Below are 18,929 nucleotides of genomic sequence, written 5' to 3'. Positions count from 1 at the left end.
GCATTTTTTATGGAGAAAAGCATGACCAGAACCCCGATTATTCTTGATACCGATCCCGGTATTGACGATGCGGTTGCCCTTGCCGCGGCTCTATTTTCACCCCAGCTGGATTTGAAACTCATCACTACCGTGGCCGGAAATGTCTCGGTGGACAAAACCACGCGCAATGCCCTTCAGCTGCTGGAGTTTTGGCAAAAAGAGACGCCCGTGGCTAAAGGGGCTTCTGTCCCGCTACTGCGCCCGCTGCGGGATGCGGCCTATGTGCACGGTGAGTCGGGGATGGAAGGGTATGTCTTCACCGATACGTCTCGTCGTGAACTGCCGGTGCCTGCATTCCAGGCCATGTACGATTGTATGAAAAACAGCGATGAGCCGGTGACGTTGGTCACCATTGGCCCGCTGACTAACGTCGCTATGCTGCTGACGCAGTACCCTGAATGTAAGGCGCGTATTAAACGCGTGGTCATGATGGGCGGCTCCGCAGGGCGAGGAAACTTTACGCCGACGGCTGAATTTAATATGGCCATAGATCCCGAGGCGGCAGCGCGCGTCTTTGACAGCGGGCTGGATATTGTCATGTGTGGGCTGGATGTCACAAATCGAGCAATGCTAGCGCCTGAATTTCTGGCTCAGCTGCCAGCATTGAATCGCACCGGGAAGATGCTGCACGCGCTATTCAGCCATTACCGCAGCGGCAGCATGGAAACCGGGCTGCGAATGCATGATTTGACCGCCATTGCATGGCTGGTGAAGCCAGAACTGTTTCAGACATTCCCCTGCTTTGTCGCGGTAGAAACGCACGGCACTTATACCAGCGGAACGACGGTGGTGGATCTCGAACATCGTCTCGAACGCCCGGCCAATGCGCAGGTTGCTCTGGATATTGATATTCCTGGTTTTCAGGCGTGGGTTTCTGAAGTTCTGGCGCTGGCGCCGTGAATAATTATCCTGTTAAAACCAGGGGAATTATGTGCGTTATTGATAACTGCCGGGCTATGACAGTAAATTCTAATTATGGGTGTTTTCGGCTGGCGGCCCGCTTGAGGGCTGGTTAACCTGATAACGTTTTTACGAATTATTTAACCAAAGAGTAATGATATGCATGATGCACAGATTCGCGTAGCCATCGCGGGCGCGGGCGGCCGTATGGGGCGCCAGTTAATTCAGGCGGCTTTACAGCTGGATGGCGTTCAGCTTGGGGCGGCGCTTGAGCGTCCGGGCTCTTCCCTGGTAGGTAGCGATGCGGGTGAACTGGCCGGCGTAGCAAAAACAGGTGTTCTGGTAAGCGATAACCTGGATGCGGTAGCTAACGATTTCGACGTCTTTATTGATTTTACCCGCCCGGAAGGGACGCTGGCTCACCTGGCATTTTGCCTCAAGCATGGCAAAGGCATGGTTATCGGCACGACGGGTTTTGATGACGCCGGCAAGCAGGCCATTAACGATGCGGCACGTGAGATCCCGATTGTTTTCGCGGCTAACTTTAGCGTGGGCGTGAACGTCATGCTGAAGCTGCTGGAGAAAGCGGCAAAAGTTATGGGTGATTATACCGACATCGAAATCATCGAAGCGCATCACCGCTACAAGGTGGATGCCCCATCAGGCACCGCGCTGGCAATGGGCGAAGCTATCGCTCAGGCGATGGATAAAGATCTTAAAGATTGTGCGGTTTATGCCCGCGAAGGCCATACCGGGGAACGTGTGCCTGGCACCATCGGGTTTGCAACCGTGCGGGCGGGCGATATCGTCGGGGAGCATACCGCGATGTTTGCAGATATAGGCGAGCGCGTTGAGATTACCCACAAGGCTTCAAGCCGCATGACCTTCGCTAATGGGGCTGTTCGTTCGGCTTCATGGCTAAAAGGTAAAAAGAACGGTATTTTTGATATGCGAGATGTGCTTGATCTCAATAATTTGTAGTTAAAAAGCATCCTTATAAATGTGGTTATTTGTTTTTAATTGATTGATTTTAGGGTGATTAATTTCACCCTTTTGTTTTTATAGGTTCTTTGCATTTAAAATTGAACATGGTTGATTTAATTTTCACTTATCTTTAGTTTTTGTGTTGTTGTTATGTTAATTTTGACCATTTGGTCCACTTTATTACTGCCATCCCTTCAGTTTTCCACTATTCATGGTCGGCAACCGATTACTTTCTCCAGGTTAGCTGGTTATTTTGACCTTCAAATCAGATATTTTTACTCTGAGCGCTGAAATAGACATAAAAACTTCGTCTTAAGGTAGACTTTTACCCGACTAGTCTCTAGAATGCCGCCGTTTGCCAAAAATCCGTAGGGCAGACGCTTTTTGCATTTGATTCAGGCGTTAGTTTTGAATTAATATGCGAATAAATTGAATGTTTATTCCCTGGAGGACGTTTTGATTAAGTCAGCGCTGTTGGTTCTGGAAGACGGAACCCAATTCCACGGTCGGGCCATTGGGGCATCGGGTACGGCAGTGGGTGAAGTCGTTTTCAATACCTCATTGACCGGTTATCAAGAAATCCTCACTGATCCTTCCTACTCCCGCCAGATCGTCACTCTTACTTATCCACATATCGGTAATGTCGGCACCAATGAAGCCGACGAAGAATCCTCCCAGGTTCATGCGCAAGGCCTCGTCATTCGTGACCTGCCGCTGATTGCCAGCAATTTCCGCAACACCGAAGACCTTTCTTCTTACCTTAAGCGCCATAACATCGTGGCGATTGCCGATATTGATACCCGTAAGCTGACCCGCCTGCTGCGTGAAAAAGGTGCCCAGAACGGCTGCATCATCGCGGGCGATAACGTAGACGCGGCCCTGGCGCTGGAAAAAGCGAAAGCATTCCCTGGCCTGAACGGCATGGACCTCGCCAAAGAAGTCACCACGAAAGAAGCTTACACCTGGCAGCAGGGGAGCTGGACGCTGGAAGGCGACCTGCCAGAAGCGGCAAAAACCGAAGAATTACCTTTCCACGTAGTGGCTTATGACTACGGCGCGAAACGCAACATTCTGCGTATGTTGGTGGACAGAGGCTGCCGCCTGACGGTGGTGCCCGCTCAAACGCCAGCGGAAGACGTGCTGAAGATGAACCCGGATGGCATCTTCCTTTCTAACGGCCCTGGCGATCCGGCACCTTGTGACTACGCCATCAGCGCAATCAAATCCTTCCTGGAGACAGACATTCCCGTCTTTGGTATTTGCCTTGGCCATCAGCTGTTGGCGCTGGCCAGCGGTGCCAACACTGTGAAAATGAAGTTTGGTCACCACGGCGGCAACCACCCGGTAAAAGACCTGGATAAAGACTGCGTAATGATCACCGCGCAGAACCACGGTTTCGCCGTTGATGAGACCACGTTGCCCGCTAACCTGCGCGTGACCCACAAATCACTGTTCGATGGCACCCTGCAGGGCATTCATCGTACCGATAAAGCCGCGTTCAGCTTCCAGGGGCACCCTGAAGCGAGCCCGGGGCCACACGACGCCGCGCCGCTGTTTGACCACTTTATCGATTTGATTAAGCAATACCGTACTACCGCTAAATAATCAGGAGCCGAGAAGACCATGCCAAAACGTACAGATATAAAAAGCATCCTGATCCTCGGTGCGGGCCCGATTGTTATCGGCCAGGCCTGTGAGTTTGACTACTCTGGCGCGCAGGCTTGTAAAGCGCTACGCGAAGAGGGTTACCGCGTTATTCTGGTGAACTCCAACCCGGCCACCATCATGACTGACCCGGAAATGGCGGATGCGACCTATATCGAGCCAATTCACTGGGAAGTGGTACGCAAAATCATCGAAAAAGAGCGCCCGGATGCGGTGCTGCCAACCATGGGCGGCCAGACCGCGCTGAACTGCGCGCTGGAGCTTGAGCGTCAGGGTGTGCTGGAAGAGTTTGGTGTCACCATGATCGGCGCTACCGCCGATGCTATCGACAAGGCTGAAGACCGTCGTCGCTTCGACATCGCGATGAAAAAAATTGGTCTCGACACCGCGCGTTCCGGTATCGCGCACAATATGGAAGAAGCGCTGGCGGTTGCGGCAGACGTGGGTTATCCATGCATCATTCGCCCATCCTTTACTATGGGCGGCACCGGCGGCGGTATCGCTTATAACCGCGAAGAGTTCGAAGAGATTTGCGAGCGCGGTCTGGATCTTTCCCCAACCAAAGAGTTGCTGATTGATGAGTCGCTGATTGGCTGGAAAGAGTACGAGATGGAAGTGGTGCGTGATAAAAACGACAACTGCATCATCGTCTGCTCTATCGAAAACTTCGACCCGATGGGGATTCATACCGGTGACTCAATCACCGTAGCACCAGCGCAAACGCTGACCGATAAAGAATACCAAATCATGCGTAACGCCTCGATGGCGGTACTGCGTGAAATCGGTGTGGAAACCGGTGGTTCAAACGTTCAGTTCTCCGTGAACCCCAAAACGGGCCGCCTTATCATCATCGAGATGAACCCGCGCGTCTCCCGTTCCTCCGCGCTGGCGTCTAAAGCTACGGGCTTCCCGATTGCTAAAGTTGCCGCGAAGCTGGCGGTTGGTTACACCCTTGATGAGCTGATGAACGACATCACCGGCGGCCGTACTCCTGCGTCCTTCGAACCGTCCATCGACTATGTTGTGACGAAGATTCCTCGCTTTAACTTCGAGAAATTTGCTGGCGCAAACGACCGCCTGACCACCCAGATGAAATCCGTGGGTGAAGTCATGGCTATCGGCCGTACTCAGCAGGAATCACTGCAGAAAGCGCTGCGCGGCCTGGAAGTGGGCGCCACCGGCTTTGACCCGAAAGTCAGCCTGGATGACCCGGAAGCGCTGACCAAAATCCGCCGTGAGCTGAAAGACGCGGGCGCAGAGCGTATCTGGTATGTGGCTGACGCATTCCGCGCGGGCCTGTCCGTGGATGGCGTTTTCAATCTGACCAACATCGACCGCTGGTTCCTGGTGCAGATTGAAGAGCTGGTGCGTCTGGAAGAGCAGGTGGCTGAAGTGGGCATCACCGGCCTGAATCATGACTTCCTGCGTATGCTGAAGCGCAAAGGTTTTGCGGATGCGCGCCTGGCTAAACTGGCTGGCGTGCGTGAAGCTGAAATTCGCAAACTGCGCGAGCAATATAACCTGCATCCTGTCTATAAACGCGTGGACACCTGTGCGGCGGAATTCGCGACCGACACCGCTTATATGTACTCCACATATGAAGAAGAGTGTGAAGCTAATCCGAACAACGACCGCGATAAAATCATGGTGCTGGGTGGCGGGCCAAACCGTATCGGCCAGGGCATCGAGTTCGACTATTGCTGCGTTCACGCCTCACTGGCGCTGCGTGAAGACGGTTACGAAACCATTATGGTTAACTGTAACCCGGAAACCGTGTCTACCGACTACGACACCTCCGACCGTCTCTACTTTGAGCCTGTCACCTTTGAAGACGTGCTGGAAATCGTTCGCGTTGAGAAACCAAAAGGCGTCATCGTGCAGTACGGCGGCCAGACTCCGCTGAAGCTGGCTCGTGCGCTGGAAGCGGCCGGTGTGCCGGTTATCGGTACCAGCCCGGATGCTATCGACCGTGCAGAAGACCGTGAGCGCTTCCAGCATGCCGTTGAGCGCCTGAAGCTGAAGCAGCCTGCTAACGCCACCGTAACGGCTATCGAGCAGGCAGTAGAGAAAGCCGTCCAGATTGGCTACCCGCTGGTGGTTCGTCCTTCCTACGTGTTGGGCGGCCGCGCAATGGAAATCGTTTACGATGAAGCGGATCTTCGCCGTTACTTCCAGACCGCGGTTAGCGTTTCCAATGACGCGCCGGTGCTGCTTGACCGCTTCCTTGACGATGCAGTTGAAGTCGACGTGGATGCTATTTGCGACGGTGAAACCGTGCTGATTGGCGGCATCATGGAACACATCGAGCAGGCGGGCGTTCACTCCGGTGACTCGGCGTGTTCTCTGCCGGCTTACACCCTGAGCCAGGAAATCCAGGACGTGATGCGCCAGCAGGTGCAGAAACTGGCCTTTGAGCTGCAGGTGCGTGGCCTGATGAACGTGCAGTTTGCGGTGAAGGACAACGAAGTTTACCTGATTGAAGTTAACCCGCGTGCCGCGCGTACCGTGCCGTTTGTTTCTAAAGCGACGGGTGTGCCGCTGGCGAAAGTTGCCGCTCGCGTCATGGCGGGCAAAACGCTGGTTGAGCAGGGCGTCACCAAAGAAATCATCCCGCCTTATTACTCGGTGAAAGAAGTGGTGCTGCCGTTCAACAAATTCCCGGGCGTTGACCCGCTGTTAGGGCCAGAAATGCGCTCTACCGGAGAGGTGATGGGCGTGGGGCGTACGTTCGCAGAAGCTTTCTCTAAAGCGATGCTGGGCAGCCAGTCCACCATGCGTAAGCCAGGCCGCGCGCTTCTCTCCGTGCGTGAAGGTGACAAAGAGCGCGTAGTTGACCTGGCCGCGAAGCTGCTGAAACAGGGCTTCGAGCTGGATGCGACCCACGGTACAGCGATTGTGCTGGGCGAGGCGGGTATTAACCCACGCCTGGTGAACAAGGTGCATGAAGGGCGGCCGCACATTCAGGACCGTATCAAGAATGGCGAATACACCTACATCATCAACACCACCGCGGGCCGCCAGGCGATCGAAGACTCCAAGCTGATTCGCCGCAGCGCGCTGCAGTACAAAGTGCATTATGACACCACGCTGAATGGCGGTTTTGCCACGGCGATGGCGCTGAATGCCGATGCTACCGAGAAGGTGATTTCGGTGCAGGAAATGCATGCCCAAATTAAGGGCTAAGCTTTCTCGTCCTGAAAGAATGTTCCGAAAATAACGCCAACGGCCTCTGAAAAGAGGCCGTTTTATTTTATACCCAGCGAGATAGTCTACAGTTAACCAGCACACAACTGAAAATGACTAAACACGCTGGGAGAACACCATGCAGAAACGAACTTTACTTGCTTCCCTTTTCACTGCCGCAGCGCTGCTGACCGTGGCGGGCTGCTCGTCCAATCAGGCGGTAAAAACCAACGATGGAAAAACGATCGTAACCGACGGCAAACCGCAGGTTGATAAGGACACGGGCCTGGTGTCGTACAAAAATGCCGAAACAGGCAAAACCGAACAGATCAACCGCGATCGGGTGAAAGAGATGAGCGAGCTGGATAACTAGTTAAGAAATATCCAACAACACGCTCAGCAATATTGACTGTTAGCCTGTCGATTAACTGACTAAACTCACTGTCATTAAAGGCAGTAGTGAAGACAGGCTTAACAATGATTCTTATAATTTATGCGCATCCCTACCCCCAGCATTCCCATGCCAACCGGCAAATGCTCGAGCGAGCCAAAGCGCTTCCGGGGGTAGAGATTCGCTCCCTCTATGAGCTTTATCCCGATTTTAATATCGACATCGCCGCCGAGCAGCAGGCCTTAAGCCGCGCTGATTTGGTTATCTGGCAGCATCCCATGCAGTGGTACAGCGTGCCGCCGCTAATGAAATTGTGGATAGATAAAGTGCTCTCACACGGCTGGGCATACGGCAAAGGCGGAAATGCCCTGCACGGGAAAGAAGTGATGTGGGCGGTGACAACCGGCGGCAGCGAAAAACATTTTGAACTGGGCGATCACCCTGGATTTGACGTTCTCGCCCAGCCTCTGCAGGCCACGGCGCTCTACTGCGGAATGCAGTGGCTTCCGGCCTTCGCGATTCATTTCACCTTTGTTTGCGATGAATTGACGCTTGCCCGCCAGGCGGATGACTATAAGCAACGCTTGATTGACTGGCAGGAGGCTCACCGTGGATAGCCATAGCTTAATTCAGGCATTGATTTACCTCGGTTCTGCCGCACTGATCGTGCCTATCGCCGTGCGGCTCGGATTAGGTTCCGTGCTGGGCTACCTGATTGCCGGCTGTATTATTGGGCCGTGGGGGTTAGGGCTGGTGACCGACGCCGAAACCATTCTGCATTTTGCTGAAATTGGTGTGGTGCTGATGCTCTTCGTTATTGGGCTTGAGCTTGATCCTCAGCGGCTATGGACGCTTCGCGCCTCGGTTTTTGGCGGTGGTTTTCTGCAGATGGCGGCCTGCGGGCTGGCGCTCGGCGCGTTTTGTATCGTGATGGGACTCAACTGGAAAATCGCCTTACTGATTGGCCTGACGCTGGCGCTTTCATCCACCGCGATTGCCATGCAGGCGATGAACGAACGTAACCTGACCGTCACCCCGATGGGGCGAAGCGCTTTTGCCGTGCTGCTGTTCCAGGATATCGCAGCGATCCCTCTGGTGGCGATGATCCCACTGCTGGCCAGCAGCGGCGGGACGATGACCTTTGCGACGTTCTTAATTTCCGCACTTAAGGTGGCTGCGGCGCTTGCTCTGGTTGTGCTACTTGGGCGCTATGTCACCCGGCCAGTGCTGAGATTTGTGGCACGTTCAGGGCTACGTGAAGTGTTCAGCGCCGTGGCGCTATTCCTGGTGTTTGGCTTTGGCCTGCTGCTCGAAGAGGCCGGATTGTCGATGGCGATGGGGGCGTTTCTTGCCGGGGTGCTGTTAGCCAGCTCCGAATATCGTCACGCGCTGGAAAGTGATATTGAGCCGTTCAAAGGCCTGCTGCTGGGGCTGTTCTTTATCGGCGTGGGGATGTCTATCGATTTTGGAACCCTGCTCGACAATCCGCTGCGCATTCTCGTCCTGCTGGTCGGTTTCCTGGTCATCAAAACGCTGGTGCTCTGGCTGGTCGCTAAGCCTTTAAAAGTACCGCGTAAGCAGCGTCGTTGGTTCGCCGTTTTACTGGGGCAGGGAAGTGAGTTTGCCTTCGTTATCTTCGGGGCGGCGCATATGGCGCAGGTGCTTGACGACGCCTGGTCTAAATCGCTGACGCTTGCCGTGGCGCTATCCATGGCGGCCACGCCTCTGCTGCTGGTGCTGCTGAACAGGCTGGAAAAAACGGGCAGCGAACAGGCCGGAGAGGCCGACGAAATTGATGAAGAGCAGCCTCGAGTCATCATCGCGGGCTTCGGGCGCTTTGGGCAGATTGCCGGTCGTCTGTTGCTGAGCAGCGGAGTGAATGTGGTTATTCTGGATCACGATCCTGACCACATAGAGACGCTGCGTAAATTTGGTACCAAAGTCTTTTACGGGGACGCCACCCGCGTTGACCTGCTTGAGTCAGCCGGAGCCGCAGGAGCCGAAGTGCTGATTAACGCCATTGACGATCCCGAAGCAAGCATGCAGCTTACTGAACTGGCGAAGGAGCACTTCCCGCATCTGCAAATCCTTGCCCGCGCGCGCGATATCAATCACTACATCCGCCTGCGCCAGGCGGGGGTCGAAATGCCGGAACGTGAAACGTTCGAAAGCTCACTGAAGATTGGCCGTCGTGCGCTGGAGGGACTGGGCGTCGGCAAATACGAGGCGCGTGAACGGGCCGACCACTTCCGCCGCTTTAACCTGCAAATGCTTGAAGAAATGGTGCCGACGGACGACAAGACAGCCGAACGGGCTGATGTCTTTAAGCGCAACAGCGCGATGCTGACAGAAGTTATCAACGAGGATCGTGCGCACCTGCACGTTATCCAGCGTGATGGCTGGCAGGGAACAAAAGAGGGGCTTCACAGCGGTAAGCTTTCCGATGAACCGCCTGTCAGGCCAGCAGAGTGAACTGGCTGAAAAATATTTACTTTTCCTTATAGTGAAAGGGGGTTAACGCTAACCCCTTGTTCCATATCCCGCAGTTGAAAATCAGGGCGCGATGGCTGCAGCAGAATAAAAAAAATTCTCGTTACGCGCCTCGCCCCCTGTCGACGAAAGATTGCGCTTTCCGTATAGTGGCGGCAATTTTTTTCATCATCCTTAGGTTATATAAATGATCAGTCTGATTGCTGCTTTGGCGGTGGATCGCGTTATCGGCATGGAAAACGCCATGCCATGGGATTTGCCTGGCGACCTGGCCTGGTTCAAGCGCAATACGCTCAATAAACCTGTCGTTATGGGACGCCTGACCTGGGAGTCTATTGGCCGCCCGCTGCCGGGACGTAAAAATATCGTTATCAGCAGCCAGGCCGGAAATGACGATCGCGTTGAGTGGGTGAAATCGGTAGAAGAGGCGATTAAAGCCTGCGGTGATGCCGAAGAAATCATGGTGATTGGCGGGGGTCGCGTATATGAGCAGTTCCTGCCAAAGGCGCAGCGTCTGTACCTGACCCATATTGATGCGGAAGTGGAAGGGGACACGCATTTCCCGGATTACGATCCAGACGAGTGGCAGTCAACCTTCAGTGAATTCCACGATGCCGACGAGAATAACTCCCACGGCTACTGCTTCGAAATTCTGGAGCGGCGCTAAGTTTTAGCCCTCTCTTGTCACGAGAGAGGGCACGCTTTTAAGAGGCAACGGCTGCCTGGCCTGCATCGCTATCCTGCTGGCGATTTGAAGGCTGTATAAACCAGGTTTTATCTTCCCAACGCAGGCAGGTTAGTTCTCCTCCCCAGCAGCATCCCGTATCCAGCGCATAGATCCCTTCCGGCGTACCTTTCCCTTCCAGCGATGCCCAGTGGCCAAAAGCCACGGAATATTCTGCGGTAACGGGGCCCGGGATCGCAAACCAGGGCTTTAGCGGCGAGGGCGCCTTTTCTGGCGTGTCTTTGCAGTACATATCCAGCTGGCCGTTAGGAAAGCAATAGCGCATGCGGGTGAGCGAGTTAGTGATGAAACGCAGGCGAGCCAGGCCGGAGAGTTCGCTGGACCAGCTGTTGGGCATATCGCCATACATGGCATCCAGGAACAACGGATAGCTGTCGCTGGATAAAATAGCTTCTACATCGCGCGCGCAGGCCAGCGCTGTATTAAGATCCCACTGCGGCGTGATCCCCGCATGCGACATAACAAGCTTTTTCTCTTCATCCACCTGAATGAGCGGCTGGCGGCGAAGCCAGTTGAGGAGCTCATCGGCGTCTGGCGCCTCCAGCAGCGGCGTAACGCGGTCTTTAGGCTTGTTGCGGCTGATGCCAGCAAAAACGGCTAACAGATGTAGATCGTGGTTGCCTAACACTACCTTTACGCTGTCTCCGAGGCTGCGTACATAGCGCAGTACTTCCAGAGAAGCCGGCCCGCGAGCGACCAGATCGCCCGTTAGCCAAAGCGTATCTTCTTCAGGATTGAAATTAACCTGCTGCAGCAACGCGAGAAGTTCATCGTAGCAGCCGTGAACATCGCCAATCAGATATGTAGACATGGTTATCAGTGAATGAAGGTTGGAACGGCCAGACGGAAAACAGGAATGTCGACCCTGAAGGTCTCTCCCTGCGCATCGACCATTTCATAATGGCCCTGCATGGTGCCGAGCGGCGTTTCGATAACCGCTCCGCTGGTGTACTGATAGTCGTTGCCCGGCTCAATGTGCGGCTGTTCGCCGACAACACCTTCGCCCTGAACCTCGGTTTCCCGACCGTTACCGTTGGTGATTAGCCAGTAACGGCCAAGTAGCTGAACCGGCGTTCGCCCCAGATTGCGAATGGTAACTGTGTACGCAAATACGAAACGCTCATCCTCAGGAGAGGACTGCGACTCAATATAAAAGCTTTGTACCTGAACACATACGCGGGGCGAATCAAGCATGGTTTAGCTCTCCGACGGCTGCTGCGGATTGTCAGCCAGATAGTTTGCAAGCTTGCAGTATTGAGCAACAGAAATGTTTTCTGCACGCAGTGTAGCATCCACGCCCAGCTCCGCCAGCACTTCGGCACTGAACAGATGGCCAAGGCTATTACGGATAGTTTTACGGCGCTTGTTAAAGGCTTCTGTCGTGATACGGCTCAGCACACGCAGCTCTTTCACCGGGTGCGGTAAGGTCGCGTGTGGCACCAGGCGCACAACGGCAGAGTCCACTTTTGGCGCTGGTGTAAACGCAGAAGGTGGTACTTCGAGTACGGGAATGACGTTGCAGTAGTACTGCGCCATTACCGACAGGCGACCGTAAGCTTTACTGTTTGGCCCTGCGACTAAGCGGTTAACCACCTCTTTTTGCAGCATGAAATGCATGTCTGCAATGGCATCAGTATAGGTAAAGAGGTGGAACATCAGCGGCGTAGAGATGTTATAGGGCAGGTTGCCAAAGACGCGCAAAGGCTGGCCAATTTTCTGCGAGAGCTCGCCGAAATCCATGGTCATGGCATCTTGCTGATAGATCGTCAGCTTAGGGGCCAGGAACGGATGCGTTTGCAAACGGGCTGCAAGATCGCGGTCCAGTTCGATGACGGTCAGTTTATCCATGCGTTCGCCCACGGGCTCGGTCAGTGCGCCGAGGCCCGGGCCAATCTCGACCATTGCCTGGCCTGGCTGTGGGTTGATAGCGGAAACAATACTGTCGATAACGAACTGGTCATTAAGGAAGTTTTGTCCAAAACGTTTGCGGGCAAGGTGGCCCTGGTGGACTCGAGTATTCATTGACTATTTACAATCATTTTAATGGCGAGATTAAGCGCCGTAATAAAACTGCCGACGTCGGCTTTTCCCTGGCCTGCCAGCTCAAGAGCGGTGCCGTGGTCAACCGAAGTACGGATAAAAGGTAACCCCAGCGTGATGTTTACCGCGCGGCCGAAGCCCTGGTATTTCAACACGGGCAGACCCTGATCGTGATACATCGCCAGTACGGCGTCAGCACTATCGAGGTATTTAGGCTGGAATAGCGTATCTGCCGGTAATGGGCCAGAAAGGTGCATCCCCAAAGCGCGCAACTCATTTAACACCGGGATAATGGTGTCTATCTCTTCGGTGCCCATATGGCCACCTTCCCCGGCGTGCGGATTGAGACCGCAAACCAGAACATGCGGCTGCGGGATACCAAATTTGGTTTGCAGGTCATGATACAGGATGGTGACAATCTGGCGTAGTAAATCCGGCGTAATGGCGTCAGAAATTGCTTTTAACGGCAGATGCGTTGTGGCCAGCGCAACCCGCAGCTCTTCCGTGGCCAGCATCATCACGACTTTTTCGCTGTGTGAACGCTCTTCGAAGAACTCGGTATGACCAATAAACGGGATACCGGCATCGTTGATAATACCTTTATGTACCGGCCCGGTAATCAGTGCGGCAAATTCTCCGCTCAGGCAGCCATCGCATGCCCGAGCGAGCGTCTCGACGACATAAGCACTGTTACGCACATCCAATTGCCCTGGAACGACCGGCGCGCGTAGATCCACTGGCAGCACGGTCAACGTACCCGCAGCCTGTGGTTTTGCCGGTTGATTTGCCTCGAAAGGCTGGAGCGTCAGGGGGAGGCCGAGCAGAGAGGCTCTGGCGAGTAACAATTCTGGGGAAGCGCAGACGACCAGTTCAACGGGCCAGTCGCGTTGCGCTAACGCGACGACCAGGTCGGGACCAATCCCGGCGGGTTCGCCGGGAGTGATGGTCACACGAAAGATGTTAGCCATTGCTGCCTATGATTTTCACGTAAGCGCTGGCGCGTTGTTCCTGCATCCAGGTTTGCGCTTCTTCGGAGAACTTGCGGTTGAACAGCATGCGATAGGCACGATCTTTTTGCGCCGCATCGGTTCTGTCGACTTTACGCGTGTCCAGCAGTTCGATCAGGTGCCAGCCGAAGGAAGAGTGCACCGGGGCGCTCATCTGGCCTTTGTTCAGCTTCTGCAGTGCGTCGCGGAAAGCAGGATCATAAATATCCGTTGCCGCCCAGCCCAGATCGCCGCCCTGGTTTGCTGAACCTGGATCGTCAGAGAAGGATTTTGCCGCTGCGGCAAAGGTGGTTTTTCCGCTCTTAATGTCAGCGGCAATCTGCTCCAGCTTTTGGCGTGCCTGAGTATCGTTCAGGATAGGCGACGTTTTCAGCAGAATATGGCGGGCATGAACTTCAGTCACAGAAATATTCTGGTTCTGACCGCGCATATCGTTAACTTTCAGAATGTGGAAGCCAACGCCTGAACGGATAGGCCCAATAATGTCGCCCTTCTTCGCCGTGCTCAACGCCTGGGCAAAAATAGAAGGCAATTCCTGGATGCGGCCCCAGCCCATTTGGCCGCCTTTCAGCGCCTGCTGGTCGGCAGAATAACTGATCGCGAGCTTACCGAAATCTGCCCCGTTACGCGCCTGTTCGACAACGTTACGTGCCTGTTTTTCTGCGTCATCAACCTGGGCTGAACTTGGGTTTTCTGGCAGCGCAATCAGGATGTGGCTTAGGTTCAGTTCCGTACTGCTGTCGTTCTGATTGCCTACCTGTTGCGCCAGGGCATCAACTTCCTGCGGCAGGATTGAGACGCGACGACGAACTTCATTGTTACGCACTTCCGAAATCGTCATCTCTTTACGGATCTGACTGCGGTAGGTGTTGTAATTCACGCCATCATAGGCCAGACGGCTGCGCATCTGATCCATGGTCATGTTGTTCTGTTTTGCAATGTTGGCGATGGCCTGATCGAGTTCATCGTCGGTGATCTTCACGCCCATCTTCTGGCCCATCTGCAGGATGATTTGATCCATGATCAGACGTTCAATGATTTGATGGCGAAGCGTCGCGTCGTCAGGAAGCTGTTGCCCCGCGTCGCGTGAGTTCATTTTGACGGACTGCATTAAGCCGTCAACATCGCTTTCAAGGACTACGCCGTTATTGACTACGGCGGCTACTTTGTCGACAACCTGCGGGGCTGCAAAAGTTGTGTTCGCCACAAGCGCGACACCCAGAAGCAGCGTTCTCCAGTTCTTCATACTTTTTCCATTTTACTTAGCCGCAAAGCGGATTATTTAGAGAATTCGTCAAAGTGAATTACATCGAACTTTGGTACGGCAGAATGTTAGTACGCAGCATCTGCGGAATACCCAGGCCATAGTTGGAGCTCAGGCCACGTAACTCGATGTTAAAGCCGATTACGTTATCGTATTTACTCATGTTATTTTCCCACCCGTTGATCTTACGCTCGACGCCAACACGAATGGCATAACAGCAAGAGCTGTATTGTACGGCAAACATAGAGTCAGCGGACTGTCGGGCATTGGTATCGTAGTAGTAGGCCCCTACAACTGACCAGCGATCCACGATTGGCCAACTGGCGACCATACCGACCTGCGAGATCCCTTCTCTATACTGATCGGCGGTAGAGTACACGGCCGGCAGCGTAGCCTGAATATACTCCGGGCTGGCATAACGATAGGTCAACTGCGCCATACGATCGGCATCGCGACGGTACTCAATGGCGCCGCTGCCGTTCGCTACGCTACCCAGGCGAGCATCATACTGTACCCCGCCGCGCAGGCCCCAACGGTCGGTCATACGCCAGTAGGTGTCACCGGCCCAGACCATGGAGCCCGTTTTCTTATCTTTCTCCCAGTTAATGTTGTCATCCCCGGTACGGGACTGGGTGAAATAGTAGATTTGACCCGCGGATACGTTAAAACGTTCAACCGATGCGTCATCATAAACTCGGGAAGTTAAGCCCGTCGTGACCTGGTTTGCGGAAGCAATGCGGTCCAGGCCACCATAGGTGCGGTCGCGGAACAGACCGCTGTAGTCAGACTGCAGCAGCGATGAGTCGTAGTTGTTGATAGCACTTTGGTTGCGATACGGCACGTACAGGTACTGAGCGCGTGGCTCAAGCGTCTGTGTCCAGCCGGCAACGGAGTCCATATCACGGTCAAAGATCAGCTTGCCGTCCATTTTAAACTGCGGCAGCGTGCGGTTTACGGTGTTTTCTAATGTGCTATTGGCGTTAATCTTCTGCTTATATTCATCAAGATTACCTTGCTGATAATGGGTCATCATCAGCTTGGCTTCGGTGTTCAGGCTTGCCCAGCCGTTGGAGACAGGTAGGTTGATCACCGGTTCAAGGTGCAGACGCGTTGCATCAGGCATGTTGTCATTCACGTTAGTGAATTTCACCGCCTGGCCATAAATGCGGGTATCAAACGGGCCCACGTCGTTCTGGTAGAAGTTGACGTCCAGCTGCGGCTCTGCACGATAAGAGCTGGTGAATGTACCCAACTGGTTGGCAAAGACCTGGAATTGTTTAGCGGACAGTGTCGCGTCAAAGTTCTGATTAGCGTAGCCGACGCTAAATTTTTGCGTGGCGTAGCCGTCGGTACTGTTACCGTAGGGTGAGCTGAAGTCGTTGAAGTAGCGAGAGTCGCTGACCTTGGTGTAATCGACGTTGAAGCGCCACACCTGGTCCATGACCCCGCTGTGGTTCCAGTAGAACAGCCAGCGGCGATCTTTTTCCCCCGGCGCAACGCCCGGCTCGTTTTTGTACTCGTCATCCGACGGCAGATAGTCAAACTCCATCAGGCCCGTACCTGCCTGGGTCAGGTAACGGAATTCGTTCTGCCACTGGATACCCCCGCGCTTGTCTATGTAGTGAGGCGTGATGGTGGCATCGAAGTTTGGCGCAATGTTCCAGTAATAGGGCAGCGCGAACTCAATCCCGCTGTTGGTGCTGTATTTAGCGCTGGGGATCAGGAAGCCCGAACGGCGTTTATCGCCAATTGGCAGCTGTAGGTAAGGGCTGTAGAACACCGGTACCGGGCCCAGTTTAAAGCGGGCGTTCCAAATTTCCGCCACTTCTTCCTGCCTGTCCTGGATCACTTCGCTCCCGACCACGCTCCAGGTGTTGGAGCCAGGCAGGCAGGAGGTGAACGTCCCGTTTTCGAGAATCGTGTAGCGGTTGTCGCCGCGCTGTTTCATGAGGTCTGCAGTACCGCGACCCTGGCGGCCAACCATCTGGTAATTACCGTCCCAGACGTTAGTATCTTTGGTGTTTAAATTTGACCAGGCTTTCGGACCTTTCAGGATGACCTGATTGTCGTCGTAATGCACATTACCTAAGGCGTCTACGGTGCGGACGGGATCCGTTTGACCTTCGACCAGCTTCTGGTGAAGCTGAACTTCGTCTGACTGCAGGCGGCTGTTGCCCTGCTGAACGTCAACATTCCCGGTAAAAACGGCATTGTCCGGGTAGTCACCTTTGGCGTGATCGGCCTGGATTGTTACCGGTTGGCTATTGCCGTCGTCCTGAACTAATGGACGATTGTAGCTTGGGATACCCAGCATACACTGCGAGGCAAGGTCGGCAGCCATACCTTGTTGGCTATAGAGGGCTGAACCAATCAGTGTGGCCAGCAAGGTGGGAATACGTTTTTTCATACGTGTTATTTGTTGTTCCGTCATCAGGGTATAGCGAAGGCAAACGGTCAGAGACTAACTTACTCATCACCACAGCGCTAGTGTTAATCCAGCCCATTAGCAGTATGCCGTTAGGCAGCGCTATCAATGGCGGGTATGATAAAGCAAATTCTAGACGACAGCATGACGATTTGGGGAGTATATGCAGTATTGGGGAAAAGTACTCGGTGTTGCTTTGGGTTTAATCTCGGGCGGCGGCTTTTGGGGCGTGGTGATAGGTTTTCTGATCGGCCATATGTTTGATAAGGCACGGAGCCGCCGTGGGGCCTGGTTTGCTAACCAGCAGCAGCGTCAGGCGATCTTTTTTTCCACCACTTTTGAAGTGATGGGGCACCTCACCAAATCGAAAGGTCGGGTAACGGAAGCTGATATTCAAATCGCTTCTTTATTGATGGACCGCATGCAGCTTCATGGTGAGGGGCGCGCCGCCGCTCAGCGAGCATTTCGCGCCGGTAAGGAAAATAACTATCCGCTCAGAGAAAAAATGGGGCAGATGCGAAGCGTCTGTTTTGGCCGCTCTGATTTAATTCGGATGTTTCTGGAAATACAAATCCAGGCCGCGTTTGCGGATGGCTCTCTGCATCCAAATGAACGTCAGGTACTGTATGTGATTGCCGAAGAATTGGGGATCTCGCGTGCCCAGTTCGATCAGTTCTTGCGCATGATGGAGGGCGGCCAACAGTTTGGTGGTGGCCAGTACCAATATCAGCAGTCGCAAGGCGGCTTCGCGCAGCAGCAAAGAGGCCCAACGCTGGAGGACGCTTGTAAAGTGCTTGGGGTAAAAAGCAGCGACGAGCCAACGGTTATCAAGCGCGCGTACCGTAAGTTAATGAGTGAGCACCACCCGGACAAACTGGTGGCCAAAGGCCTGCCGCCGGAAATGATGCAGATGGCGAAGCAAAAGGCCCAGGAGATTCAGGGCGCTTACGATCTGATTAAAACAGCAAAAGGGTTTAAATAGAAAAAAGCCTCTCGTGAGAGAGGCTTTTCTTTAGAAGTCCGCCGGAGCCTTAAACGTCATGGGCGTGCCGTAACTCGGGTGCGTGATAGTGAGCATCTCAGCGTGGAGCTGAAGACGCGGTGCCATGGCAAGCGCTTCCGGCGTCGCGTAGAAGCGGTCACCGAGAATCGGATGCCCCAGCGCCTGCATATGCACGCGAAGCTGGTGTGAACGCCCGGTAATCGGCATGAGCTGTACACGAGCGGTATTATCCGCCGCGTATTCCAGCACCTGATATCCAGTTTGCGCAGATTTCCCTGTCTCGTAGCACACTTTCTGCTTTGGCCTGTTAGGCCAGTCGCAAATCAGCGGCAGATCCACCAAACCTTCTTCCGGCTGCGGATGGCCCCAAACGCGAGCCACGTACTGCTTTTTCGGCTCGCGTTCACGGAACTGACGCTTCAGCTCGCGTTCTGCCGCTTTGGTCAGGGCAACTACGATCACGCCGCTGGTCGCCATATCAAGCCGATGCACCGATTCCGCCAGCGGGAAGTCGCGCTGAATACGCGTCATCACGCTGTCTTTGTGCTCGTCAAGACGCCCCGGAACGGACAGCAGTCCGCTGGGCTTGTTAACCACCATGATGTGCTCATCCTGGTAAAGGATAACCAGCCAGGGATCAAGAGGCGGATTGTAGGGTTCCATCAGCATTTACTCTGCATCCTTCAAGCTGCAGCCGCGTTGGCTGCGCTCTCGCCCCCCAGCCACTTACGCGAGTAAGCGCCTGGGGATTTTCTCTTTTGCCGCCTTGCTGCAACTCGAATGATTTGAGTAA

Annotated in this window: 16 protein-coding genes; 9 read left to right on the top strand and 7 right to left on the bottom strand. The window is 54.2% G+C overall.

Going from position 1 to position 18,929, the window contains the following annotated elements; translation table 11 throughout:
* Nucleotides 1-21 precede the first annotated feature (21 nt).
* The 8 genes from rihC to folA all read left to right on the top strand — a co-directional run bounded on the left by rihC (nucleotide 22) and on the right by folA (nucleotide 10,319).
* Nucleotides 22-939, top strand: coding sequence for a ribonucleoside hydrolase RihC (gene rihC / locus F3J29_RS13775; RefSeq protein WP_166866893.1), 918 nt, complete (start codon nucleotides 22-24; stop codon nucleotides 937-939).
* 159 nt (nucleotides 940-1,098) lie between these two features.
* Nucleotides 1,099-1,920: a 4-hydroxy-tetrahydrodipicolinate reductase gene (gene dapB / locus F3J29_RS13770; protein WP_166866891.1), complete on the top strand. Its 822-nt coding sequence runs from the start codon at nucleotides 1,099-1,101 to the stop codon at nucleotides 1,918-1,920.
* A gap of 459 nt (nucleotides 1,921-2,379) precedes the next feature.
* Nucleotides 2,380-3,528: a glutamine-hydrolyzing carbamoyl-phosphate synthase small subunit gene (gene carA, locus F3J29_RS13765; protein ID WP_166866889.1), complete on the top strand. Its 1,149-nt coding sequence runs from the start codon at nucleotides 2,380-2,382 to the stop codon at nucleotides 3,526-3,528.
* An 18-nt stretch (nucleotides 3,529-3,546) separates the two neighbouring features.
* Entirely contained in the window at nucleotides 3,547-6,771 is a 3,225-nt protein-coding gene (gene carB, locus F3J29_RS13760) for a carbamoyl-phosphate synthase large subunit (protein ID WP_166866887.1), read from the top strand.
* Between the two features lie 139 nt (nucleotides 6,772-6,910).
* Complete coding sequence (locus F3J29_RS13755; protein WP_166866885.1) at nucleotides 6,911-7,144, top strand: YgdI/YgdR family lipoprotein; 234 nt, start codon at nucleotides 6,911-6,913, stop codon at nucleotides 7,142-7,144.
* Between the two features lie 104 nt (nucleotides 7,145-7,248).
* Complete coding sequence (kefF, locus tag F3J29_RS13750; protein ID WP_166866883.1) at nucleotides 7,249-7,779, top strand: glutathione-regulated potassium-efflux system oxidoreductase KefF; 531 nt, start codon at nucleotides 7,249-7,251, stop codon at nucleotides 7,777-7,779.
* Complete coding sequence (kefC, locus tag F3J29_RS13745; protein WP_166866881.1) at nucleotides 7,772-9,634, top strand: glutathione-regulated potassium-efflux system protein KefC; 1,863 nt, start codon at nucleotides 7,772-7,774, stop codon at nucleotides 9,632-9,634. Before kefF ends, kefC begins: the two co-directional genes overlap by 8 nt.
* Nucleotides 9,635-9,839: 205 nt before the next feature.
* A complete protein-coding gene (gene folA / locus F3J29_RS13740; RefSeq protein WP_166866879.1) occupies nucleotides 9,840-10,319 on the top strand; it encodes a type 3 dihydrofolate reductase in 480 nt (159 codons plus the stop codon).
* Between the two features lie 37 nt (nucleotides 10,320-10,356).
* On the opposite strand, the gene apaH is transcribed toward folA, so the two are convergent.
* The 6 genes from apaH to lptD are packed head-to-tail and all read right to left on the bottom strand — an operon-like array spanning nucleotide 10,357 to nucleotide 17,115.
* Complete coding sequence (apaH, locus tag F3J29_RS13735) at nucleotides 10,357-11,208, bottom strand: bis(5'-nucleosyl)-tetraphosphatase (symmetrical) ApaH (protein WP_166866878.1); 852 nt, start codon at nucleotides 11,206-11,208, stop codon at nucleotides 10,357-10,359.
* Between the two features lie 5 nt (nucleotides 11,209-11,213).
* A complete protein-coding gene (gene apaG, locus F3J29_RS13730; protein ID WP_166866876.1) occupies nucleotides 11,214-11,591 on the bottom strand; it encodes a Co2+/Mg2+ efflux facilitator ApaG/CorD in 378 nt (125 codons plus the stop codon).
* Between the two features lie 3 nt (nucleotides 11,592-11,594).
* The gene (gene rsmA, locus F3J29_RS13725; protein WP_166866874.1) at nucleotides 11,595-12,419 is read right to left on the bottom strand and encodes a 16S rRNA (adenine(1518)-N(6)/adenine(1519)-N(6))-dimethyltransferase RsmA; all 825 of its coding nucleotides are present in this window, start codon (nucleotides 12,417-12,419) and stop codon (nucleotides 11,595-11,597) included.
* Entirely contained in the window at nucleotides 12,416-13,405 is a 990-nt protein-coding gene (pdxA, locus tag F3J29_RS13720) for a 4-hydroxythreonine-4-phosphate dehydrogenase PdxA (RefSeq protein ID WP_166866872.1), read from the bottom strand. The genes rsmA and pdxA overlap by 4 nt, the downstream gene beginning before the upstream one ends.
* Nucleotides 13,398-14,690, bottom strand: a complete 1,293-nt coding sequence (gene surA / locus F3J29_RS13715) for a peptidylprolyl isomerase SurA (protein WP_166866870.1) — start codon at nucleotides 14,688-14,690, stop codon at nucleotides 13,398-13,400. Before surA ends, pdxA begins: the two co-directional genes overlap by 8 nt.
* A gap of 58 nt (nucleotides 14,691-14,748) precedes the next feature.
* Nucleotides 14,749-17,115: an LPS assembly protein LptD gene (gene lptD, locus F3J29_RS13710; protein WP_166866868.1), complete on the bottom strand. Its 2,367-nt coding sequence runs from the start codon at nucleotides 17,113-17,115 to the stop codon at nucleotides 14,749-14,751.
* Between the two features lie 181 nt (nucleotides 17,116-17,296).
* Between lptD and djlA the strand changes: the two genes are divergently transcribed.
* Complete coding sequence (djlA, locus tag F3J29_RS13705) at nucleotides 17,297-18,115, top strand: co-chaperone DjlA (RefSeq protein ID WP_166866866.1); 819 nt, start codon at nucleotides 17,297-17,299, stop codon at nucleotides 18,113-18,115.
* 30 nt (nucleotides 18,116-18,145) lie between these two features.
* Here the strand turns inward: djlA and rluA are convergent, their stop codons facing one another.
* Nucleotides 18,146-18,805 carry a bifunctional tRNA pseudouridine(32) synthase/23S rRNA pseudouridine(746) synthase RluA gene (rluA, locus tag F3J29_RS13700; RefSeq protein WP_008461732.1) on the bottom strand — a complete coding sequence of 220 codons (660 nt, stop codon included), beginning with the start codon at nucleotides 18,803-18,805 and terminating at the stop codon, nucleotides 18,146-18,148.
* Nucleotides 18,806-18,929: the final 124 nt, after the last annotated feature.

Source organism: Enterobacter sp. Cy-643 (genome assembly GCF_011752815.1).
Taxonomy (GTDB): domain Bacteria; phylum Pseudomonadota; class Gammaproteobacteria; order Enterobacterales; family Enterobacteriaceae; genus Cedecea.
Note: the sequence above shows the minus strand (reverse complement) of the source record. Positions and strands in the feature narration are given on the sequence as shown.